6 protein-coding genes and 2 rRNA genes (1 of these 8 running past the window's edge) are annotated in these 9,710 nt (G+C 59.7%); 5 read left to right on the top strand and 3 right to left on the bottom strand.

Annotation, left to right across the window (positions count from 1 at the left end; all coding sequences use genetic code 11):
• The 5 genes from MHH62_RS13120 to MHH62_RS13100 form a co-directional block, all read left to right on the top strand.
• Nucleotides 1–527 (top strand): 23S ribosomal RNA (locus MHH62_RS13120); it begins 2,370 nt to the left of the window's first position.
• 156 nt (nucleotides 528–683) lie between these two features.
• A 5S ribosomal RNA gene (gene rrf, locus MHH62_RS13115) occupies nucleotides 684–799 on the top strand.
• A 190-nt stretch (nucleotides 800–989) separates the two neighbouring features.
• The gene (locus MHH62_RS13110) at nucleotides 990–1,649 is read left to right on the top strand and encodes a paraquat-inducible protein A (RefSeq protein WP_339233017.1); all 660 of its coding nucleotides are present in this window, start codon (nucleotides 990–992) and stop codon (nucleotides 1,647–1,649) included.
• Entirely contained in the window at nucleotides 1,636–2,259 is a 624-nt protein-coding gene (locus MHH62_RS13105; protein WP_019817033.1) for a paraquat-inducible protein A, read from the top strand. The genes MHH62_RS13110 and MHH62_RS13105 overlap by 14 nt, the downstream gene beginning before the upstream one ends.
• Complete coding sequence (locus tag MHH62_RS13100) at nucleotides 2,252–4,555, top strand: MlaD family protein (protein ID WP_019817032.1); 2,304 nt, start codon at nucleotides 2,252–2,254, stop codon at nucleotides 4,553–4,555. The genes MHH62_RS13105 and MHH62_RS13100 overlap by 8 nt, the downstream gene beginning before the upstream one ends.
• 186 nt (nucleotides 4,556–4,741) lie before the next feature.
• Here the strand turns inward: MHH62_RS13100 and mksF are convergent, their stop codons facing one another.
• From mksF to mksB, 3 genes are read right to left on the bottom strand one after another with little or no spacing between them, the layout of a single operon-like run.
• A complete protein-coding gene (gene mksF / locus MHH62_RS13095) occupies nucleotides 4,742–7,582 on the bottom strand; it encodes an Mks condensin complex protein MksF (protein ID WP_014716782.1) in 2,841 nt (946 codons plus the stop codon).
• Nucleotides 7,579–8,286 (bottom strand): Mks condensin complex protein MksE, encoded by a 708-nt coding sequence (gene mksE / locus MHH62_RS13090; RefSeq protein ID WP_014716783.1) that lies wholly within the window; start codon nucleotides 8,284–8,286, stop codon nucleotides 7,579–7,581. The genes mksF and mksE overlap by 4 nt, the downstream gene beginning before the upstream one ends.
• Nucleotides 8,276–9,553, bottom strand: a complete 1,278-nt coding sequence (gene mksB, locus MHH62_RS13085) for an Mks condensin complex protein MksB (protein ID WP_014716784.1) — start codon at nucleotides 9,551–9,553, stop codon at nucleotides 8,276–8,278. Before mksB ends, mksE begins: the two co-directional genes overlap by 11 nt.
• Between the last annotated feature and the right edge of the window lie 157 nt (nucleotides 9,554–9,710).

Raw genomic sequence — 9,710 nt, 5'->3', positions numbered from 1 at the left:
AGTAGGTCTTAGTGATCCGGTGGTTCTGTATGGAAGGCCCATCGCTCAACGGATAAAAGGTACTCCGGGGATAACAGGCTGATACCGCCCAAGAGTTCATATCGACGGCGGTGTTTGGCACCTCGATGTCGGCTCATCACATCCTGGGGCTGAAGCCGGTCCCAAGGGTATGGCTGTTCGCCATTTAAAGTGGTACGCGAGCTGGGTTTAGAACGTCGTGAGACAGTTCGGTCCCTATCTGCCGTGGACGTTTGAGATTTGAGAGGGGCTGCTCCTAGTACGAGAGGACCGGAGTGGACGAACCTCTGGTGTTCCGGTTGTCACGCCAGTGGCATTGCCGGGTAGCTATGTTCGGAATAGATAACCGCTGAAAGCATCTAAGCGGGAAACTAGCCTCAAGATGAGATCTCACTGGAACCTTGAGTTCCCTGAAGGGCCGTCGAAGACTACGACGTTGATAGGTTGGGTGTGTAAGCGCTGTGAGGCGTTGAGCTAACCAATACTAATTGCCCGTGAGGCTTGACCATATAACACCCAAGCAATTTGCGAACTCGAGAGAGGCCAGATTGCGGTGTGTGAAGACGCAATGAACCGAAAGTTCGACGCTCACAAAACACCGAAAACTATCCCATACCCAATTTGCTGAAGCGAGGCCAGTTGGCCACGACTCAGTACCCGAATTTCTTGACGACCATAGAGCATTGGAACCACCTGATCCCATCCCGAACTCAGCAGTGAAACGATGCATCGCCGATGGTAGTGTGGGGTTTCCCCATGTGAGAGTAGGTCATCGTCAAGATTAAATTCCGAAACCCCAATTGCGAAAGCAGTTGGGGTTTTGTTTTGGGCGCTCGAAAAGTGTCCGCCTTGTCCCCGCACGCCTGTCCGCCCCCACCTGCGACCTGACTGGCCCGACAATTTGCACAGTTATTTCTGAGCGACACCACTAGAATAGCCACCTAACCATTATTAGAGTCAGAGCCCTATCTATGCCCGATCCGGTTGATGCCCGCGAGGTGTCGGATTTACCGCTGGACGACCTGGTGGCATGCCATGAGTGCGACTTGCTGATGCGCAAACCAACGCTCGCCCTCGGCGAAAAAGCCCAATGCCCACGTTGTGGTTACGAGCTATACGCTCATCGGCACAATGTGGTCGAGCGCAGCCTCGCCTTGGTACTGGCAGCCCTGCTGCTGTACATCCCCGCGAACTTTTTGCCCATCATGCAGCTCAATCTACTCGGGCAGTCCTCGGAGGACACCGTGTGGAGCGGCGTGGTCGGCCTGTTCGATACCGGTATGCAAGGCGTTGCCGCCGTAGTGTTCCTGTGCAGCATGGGCATCCCCTTGCTTAAGCTCCTGTGCCAATTGGCAGTGCTGCTCAGCATTCGCTGGAACATCGGTCGCAACTACGGGCTGCTGCTATACCGCATCTACCACCACATGAAGGATTGGGGGATGTTGGAGGTCTACTTGATGGGTGTGCTGGTGGCGATCGTAAAGCTCGCCGATATGGCCTCCATCACCATTGGCCTGGGTCTGGTCTGCTTCGTCAGTTTATTAATAGTCCAAGTTCTGCTTGAGGTGGTGATGTCACCTCATCAGATCTGGCAAGCGCTGTCAGGAGAGAATGACCATGCGGGCGATTGATGCAGGCATTCTGATTTGTACCGAATGCCATGAGTTGAACAAGCAGGAAGCGGATACCGATGAGCAACTCTGCACCCGTTGCGGCGCGTTGATCCATGCCCGTCGCCCTAATAGCCTCACACGCACCTGGGCACTGTTGATCACCGCCGCAATCCTGTATATCCCCGCTAACCTGTTACCCATCATGACGGTCAGCTCCCTCGGGCAAGGCGACCCCAGCACCATCATGTCGGGTGTCATCCAATTGGTGCAGCACGGGATGTTTCCTATCGCTGCCGTGGTGTTCATCGCCAGTATCCTGGTACCGACCTTCAAGTTGGTCGGCATTGGCTTGCTGCTGTTCTCGGTGCAGCGTCACCAGCCACTGTCCGCGCAACAACGCATTGTGATGTATCGCTTTATCGAGTTCATTGGGCGTTGGTCCATGCTGGATATTTTCGTGATCGCCATCCTGGTGGCGGTCGTTAACTTTGGGCGACTCGCCAGTGTCGAGGCCAACCTCGGCGCTGCGGCGTTCGCCAGTGTGGTGATCTTGACGATGCTTGCCGCAGTAACTTTCGATCCCCGACTGATTTGGGATAACACGGAGTCGGACGACGACCATGAGTGATTTGCCTAAAGCTAAAACCCGCCCAGCCTCTAACTGGTCGGCCATTTGGGTGTTGCCCCTGATTGCCCTGATCATCGGTGGCTGGCTGGGGTGGCGTGCCTATTCCCAGCAAGGTATCGAGATTCAAGTTCGCTTTGAGAGCGGTGAAGGCATTCAGATCAACAAGACCGAAGTGGTCTACAAAGGCATGACCGTGGGCAAGGTCAAAACCCTGGCCCTGGATGACGAGGGCAGCAATCGCGGGGTGATCGCCACCATCGAGATGAACAAGGACGTTGAGCAGTACCTGAAGACCAACACCCGCTTCTGGTTGGTCAAGCCCAGCGTCAGCCTTGCCGGCATCACCGGCTTGGAAACCCTGGTTTCAGGTAACTACATCGCCGCCAGCCCCGGTGACGGCGAGCCCACGCGCAAGTTCAAGGCGCTCTCCGAAGAACCGCCGTTATCCGACGCCAAGCCCGGCTTGCACCTGACCCTCAAGGCCGATCGCCTGGGCTCGCTGAACCGTGGCAGCCCGGTGTTCTACAAGCAGATTCAGGTCGGCCAGGTTAAAAGCTACCTGCTGTCTGAAGACCAGAGCACCGTCGAGATCAAGGTCTATATCGAGCCGACCTACGCCAACCTGGTGCGCAAACACACGCGTTTCTGGAATGCCAGCGGCATCAGTATCGACGCCAACCTTTCCGGCTTGAAAGTGCGCAGCGAATCCCTCTCCAGCATTGTCGCCGGAGGTATCGCCTTCGCCACTCCTGAAAACCGCAAAGACAGCCCGCCCACCGACCCGAGCCTGCCTTTCCGCCTATACGAAGATTTCGATGCCGCCGCAGCGGGGATCAAGGTCAAGGTCAAGCTCACTGACTTTGAAGGCCTGCAGGCCGGGCGTACGCCGGTCATGTACAAAGGCATCCAGGTCGGCAGCCTGAAAACCCTGAAGATCGATCCGGACCTGTCCAGCGCCAGCGCCGAGCTGACCCTCGATCCATTGGCTGAAGATTACCTGGTCGAAGACACGCAATTCTGGGTGGTCAAACCGTCCATCTCCCTGGCAGGCATCACTGGCCTGGAGGCCTTGGTCAAGGGCAACTACATCGCGATTCGCCCAGGCGACAAAGGCACCCCGCCACAACGCGAATACGTAGCCCGCGCCAAGGCCCCGCCTTTGGACCTGCGTTCCCCGGGGCTGCACATGGTGCTGCTCACCGACAGCCTGGGCTCGTTGGATGTCGGCAGCCCGATTCTGTACAAACAGGTCAAAGTCGGTTCGGTGCAGAGCTACCAGTTTTCACGCAAGAAAAAACAGCTGGTGATCGGCGTTCATATCGAGAAGGAATACGAAAGCCTGGTCAACGGCTCGACGCGCTTCTGGAATGCCAGCGGCGTCACCCTTACGGGCGGCCTCACCGGCGGCATCCAGGTCAAAAGCGAGTCCCTGGCCAGCCTGATGGCGGGTGGTATCGCCTTCGAAACGCCGGAACCGAATGTGCCATTGAAACATCGCATCCCGCGCTTTCGCCTGTATGCCGACCGTGATGCCGCCAACCAGCACGGCACTCTGGTGACCATCAAAGTCGACCGCGCCGACGGCCTGAGCGCCGGCACACCGGTGCGCTTCAAGGGGTTGGATGTCGGCAAGATCGAAAGTGTCGACCTCAGTGCCGACATGCAGTCGGTGCTGCTCAAGGCGCGTATCACTCAGGTCGCGGACCGCATTGCGCGTACGGGCAGTCAGTTCTGGGTGGTCAAGCCGGAACTGGGCCTGATGAAGACGGCTAACCTGGAGACCCTGGTCACCGGCCAATACATCGAAGTGCAACCGGCCGCGAAAAATGCCGGCCCGCAAAAGAGTTTTGTCGCCCTGGCCCAGCCGCCCGAAGCGGTGCATCAGGAGGCTGGCCTGAGCCTCACACTCAGCGCTGCCCGCCGTGGTTCGCTGAAGGAAGGGGTACCGGTCACCTACCGTGAAGTGACGGTGGGTAAAGTCACCGGCTACGAGTTGGGCCAGACCGCTGACCGCGTGCTGGTGCACATCCTGATCGAACCCAAGTACGCGCCGCTGGTACGCAGCGGCAGCCGCTTCTGGAACACCAGCGGCTTTGGCCTCGACTTCGGCTTGTTCAAGGGCGCGACCGTGCGTACCGAGTCCCTGGAAACGCTGGTGGCCGGCGGGATCGCCTTTGCCACCCCGGATGGCGAGCGCATGGGTAACCCGGCACGGCCGCAGCAGACGTTCCCGTTGTTCGACAAGTTTGAGGATGAGTGGCTGACCTGGGCGCCTAAGATTCCACTCGGTAAATAAACCGAGGCGCGGCTATCGCGGGCAAGCCCGGCTCCCATAGTTGGAATGCATACTTGCTGAAAATGCATATCCCTGTGGGAGCCGGGCTTGCCCGCGATGAGGCCCACAAACACACCGCAAATCCCAAACCGAAAAAAAGGCCGCGATCCAAAGGATCGCGGCCTTTTTGCCTTTCAGTACAACCCGTCAGACTTCATCCAGCTCCGGCTCGTCCGCCTGTACATTCATCGTCGCCTTCACCACATCATGGCGACGGATGTACTTCCAGTCCGCCTCATCGATGTAGATCCCGTTCGGCCCGCTGCCGCCTTCCAGGTCAATCGCCACCTGGGCAGAGACCTGCGGCTTTACACTCGCCAGGATCGGCACGAAGCCCAGCTGCAAGCTGGTTTCCAGCAAGGCGGCCTGGTTCTTCTCATCGATGTCTGCCGCTTCATCGAGGTAGTACGGCAACCGTACGCGACCGGCCTGGTCGCGGTCCATCAAGTGCAGCAACAGGTACATGTTGGTCAGCGCCTTGATGGTCATGGTGGTGCCGTTGGACGCAGCGCCGTCGATGTCGGTATGGATCACCGGCTGGCCGTTGACCTTGGTGATCTCGAACGCCAATTCGAACAAGTCCTTGAGGCCCAACTGGTTATGGTTGGCGGCTACCAGGCGAGCCAGGTATTCCTTGGCTTCTTCGTTCTTGTTGTCCTGTTCGGCGCTCTGGCTGAGGTCGAACACCGAGAGGGTCTCGCCTTCTTCATACTGACCGGCACTGTGGATGATCTGGTCGATATGCTTGAGGGCTTCCTTGTTCGGCGCCAGCACGATGCGAAAGCTCTGCAGGTTGGACACCTGGCGCTTGTTGATCTCGCGGTTGAACAGCGCCAGCTGGTGTTCCAGGCTGTCGTAGTCGCTGCGGATATTGCGCAGGGTACGGGCGATATCGGTGACCGCCGCACGACGTGCCTTACCAAGCGTCAACGCCTCATCGGTGCGGTGCGCATAAGCGTTGATCAGCAGCTGCAGGCGACGCTCCATGTCATCTTCGCTGTCGAACTTGGCCACGCCCTTGAGACGCACCTGGGCGTACAGCGCTTCGATCTGGCCATCGGCGCGCAGCAAGCCCTGCCAACTGTCCTGATAGTCATTGAGCAGCGGCAGCAGGTTGTCCATGGAGTCGTCGACCGGGTCCATGAATGGCGTGCCGAACGGCAGGTCCGCCGGCAAGAGCTGACGACGGCGCAAGGCGTCATCCAGCGTGCGTTGCTTGGCTTCCATATCGCCGATCTGGCGGCCGACCAATTGCAGCTTGGCCGACAGTTGCTGGACGCGCTCGGTAAAGGCATCGCTGGAACGTTTCAACTCGTCCTGGGCGGCTTCCATCTGCGCCAGGTTTTCCAGCTTCTCGCCTTCTTCGGCGCTCAGGGTCTGGGTGCGGCGGAAGTCTTCCAAAGCCTTCTGGGCGTCCAGCACCTGCTGGTACAGCGCTTCGGTCTGGGTCTTGCTTGCAGCGCGGTCGGACGCCACGGCCTGCTGGGTTTTCAGTTGCTTGAGTTCTTTTTCCAGACGTTCTTTCTGGTCACGCAACGCGGCGCGGTCCGCCAGGGCTTGCAGTGCCGGCGGCTCGATGTGCGAGATATCGATGGACAGCCCCGGCACTTCAAAACGCTCGCCCTTGAAGCCATCGAGGATCTGCTCCAGGGATTTGACCCACTGGCCGTCCTCGTCCAGCGTGATGCCATGTTCGCCCAGCGGCAGGCTGAACAACGAGCTGTTGAACAGGCGCATCAGGCGCTCGACATCCTGCTGCGAGAACTCTTCGCGCAGCTTGGCGTAGCTGTTGTTGTCCGCGTGATCGAGCTGCTGCTTGACCGACTTCAAGCGCTTTTCCAGGTCGCGCAGGCGCTCGTCCAGGTCCTCGGCGCTGAACTGCCGCGACTGCGCCAAGGCGCCCGCCAGTTCATCGTGGGCATCCTTGGCGGCGAGCAATTGCTGCTCCAGCATCTTGACGTCATCCACCAGGGCAAAGCGGTGCTTGAGCACCGACAACTCGCCCAACCAACGCTGGATGCCACTGATTTCCCGCTCCAGGCGCATCAGCTCCTGTGTGCCGCCGCGCTGGTCGTTTTGCAGCGCGTCCTGCTCGTTGCGGTAGTGTTCGGCCTGGATGGTCAGCTCTTCCTTGCGCGCACTGGCGTAGTCCGACCAAGTGCCCAGCAATGAATCCAGCAGTGGCGACAGGCGATGCAGTTTGCCGCGCAGGGCGTCGCGCTGTTTCACGCCATTGGCCAAGGCTTCAACCAAGGGGCCGGCTGCCACCAGCGAGTTGTAGTCCTGCTCCATGCGTCGCACATCGCGGAAGGCTTCTTCACAGGCTGCGATGTAATCGACACTGCCCGAACGCAGGCTGTGTTCGAAGGCATCAAGGAACAGTTGCTTGAGCTTGGCCGCGGTGATTTCGCGCATGTGTAGCAGGTTGATAAACAGCGCGCGGAACGTCTTCAGGCTCTGCTCGCTGGTGGAGCGCAGCGGAATCAGGGTCAGGTCCAGCGGGATCGACGTATGCCCGCCTACCAGCAAGCGCCGCAGCTCATCAGGCTTGAGTTCGTAGGCTTTGAGGCCCTCGCGCTCAAGGTTGGTGAACAGCTCTTTCTGGCGCAGGCAGGTGTCGTTTTTCTGGTAGTGGGCCAGGTCCAGCTTGCCGGCGTAGGCAAAGAACTGGTGACCAAAGCCGCCGCCCGGGCCGCGGCCGACCACGCCGATGACGTGGGGGCCGTGGGGCAGCGAGACTTCTACCAGGATGTAGCTGGTGTCGGTGGCAAAGTAGAAGCGCCGTGATTGTTCCAGGGTGTACTTGCCGAAGCTCATGTCCGACATACGTGCCAGGATCGGGAACTGCAAGGCGTTGATCGAGGCGGATTTACCCAGGTTGTTGGCGCCGTACACCGACAGCGGTTCTTCCAGCGGGAACAACCCCAGGCTGTAACCGGCGGTGTTCAATAGGGCGAAGCGGCGGATGCCGTAGCGTTCCTTACTCATGCGTCGGTCTCCTGTTCTTCGGCAATGGCACGGGCCAGGGCATCTTCTTCGCTTTCCTCAGTGAAGGCGCTCAAATCCAGCGGGTCATCGGTCTTCAGCAGTTTCTCATCGCTGTCTTCGTCGATAATCACCGGTGCTGGCAGTGGCAGTACGCTGTGCACGCTGGCGGCGAGGTCGCGGTCTTGCTGCACCGACAGGCATACATCCAGGAAGCGGTGCATCGGCGGCAGGAAGCGGTAGATACCGTTGTCTTCGCTGGCAAAACCCAGTTGGGTCATGCGGCGCATGATTTTTTCTTCGAGTTCTTCCTGGGTTTGCACCTCGGCCTGGATAAACAGGTCACGGTATTTCTCCAGCAACGAAGGCAATTCATCACGGCCCAGGCTGCCGCCGTCGAGCACGGCAACCGGGTCGCGGCCTTGGTCGGCCAGGTGTTCGACGATGATGAAAGTAAACAAGGCCAGGCGCTGGGCGGTTTTGTTCACCTGCGCGGCAGCCACGGCGGTGTCCGGGACGAAGTAGTAGAAACCGCGGGTATCGCATACCAGCTCAAAGCCCAGCGCCTTGAACAGCGTGCGGTACTGGTCCTGGAAGTTCGACAATTGCGCGTACAGCTCCGGGTCGCGGCGGCTGACGTGGTAACCCTTGAACAGCTCGCGAAAGATCGGCGCCAGTTGGGACAGTTCGGATAGATCAAGATGCATAAGGCGTGCTCGCAGAATTCTCGGTGGCATCGACGCCGGCCGGGAGCAGGGCGAAGGAGCGCAGGCTGACCTGGTGCTCGTGGGTGTGGTAATCGCGACGTTCCAGGCGCTCGCGCTTGAAGCGTTTTTCCCGGGACAGGCGCGAGAACCAGTACAGCAATTCATCGGTGGCGCCGTCCGGTTCCTGCTCCAGCAGCCAGGTCATCAGGTCCGGCATTGGCAACGCGTCTTCGCAGCGTTCAAGCATTTCCTTGACCGTACGCGGTGCGCGCGGGGCTTCGCCTTTGTGCGACTTGTGCGCCTTGGGGAAACGCGCCGGTTTCGGCTCGAAATTCGCCAAGGCGTACACATAGGCTTCGACCTGGCTGGCACTGCCCAGGAAGGTACTTTGCGGCCGCGTGAACATCGGCATCGCCGCTTGCGGCACCGCGTCCAGGCCTTTGCGGCGAATCGCCGACAGGGCCAGCGCCGCACCGCGAGTCACGGCGTTATGCCGGCGTGCTTCTTCACGCAGCGGCAGCAGCAACTCCCGTGCATGGCGCAAGGTCAGCTGGGCGCTGGTTTGCATTTCGAGAATGCGTGCGTGGGTGCGCAGCAGCATGTCGTCGTCCACCAGGTGGCCAAGACGCTGTTGCTCGGTGAGCATGCGCAGCAGCACGTTTTCCACCTTACGCACGCCTTGCTCGAAGGCGCCGTCGGCGTTCACCAACTGGATCATCGGCTCGACGTATTCGTCCCAGGTCGCCAGTACTTCGGCGTAGCGCTGGCGCAACGGAATCTGGCGGTCGCTGGTCTTGGCGCGGTCAGCCACGGCGGCGAGGGCCTGTTCGTCGTTGGCAAGTTTTTTCAGCACGTCGCGCACGCGCATATCCAGCAGGCGCAGTTGCCGAGCCAGGTCATGGCCGTCGCGGATGTCGAAGGCGTCCTGGATATAACCGGCCAGGCGCTCCAGGTGGCGCAGGTAGGCTTCGATTTCCAGGCACAGGCCAAGCCGGTGCTCCTTGCGAAGATAGGCGAGGAAGTCGTGGATCTGCGCGTTGAGCTCGAAACGGTTCGGGCTCTTGGCGACAGGCACCAGGATATCCAGGCGAATCCACACGTCCAGCAGGCTGGTGATGTCCTGGGGCGTGCTGTCCAGTTGTTGGGCGGCCAATTGCGCGCGCAGCTCGCCCAGGCTCAGGGTGCCTTGGTCGAAGTGTTCGCACAGAGGCTCAAGTAAGGCCCAGTGTTCGGCGAGGGCGCGCAGGACGCGCTTGGGTTCGATCATGGGAATGGCCGGCTGGTTGGCGATTAAAAGTCGCGATTGTACTGCATCAGGCGCGGGATTTATCCACAGCCGGTCAGTGCGCAGTGGGCGATTGTGGCCGAACAGCGGTAGAATCCCCGCTCTTTACTTATCCACAAGTGGCCGAGCTGTGCTTATC

The organism is Pseudomonas sp. FSL L8-0168 (genome assembly GCF_037976155.1).
Lineage (GTDB): Bacteria > Pseudomonadota > Gammaproteobacteria > Pseudomonadales > Pseudomonadaceae > Aquipseudomonas > Aquipseudomonas paracarnis.
Note: the sequence above shows the minus strand (reverse complement) of the source record. Positions and strands in the feature narration are given on the sequence as shown.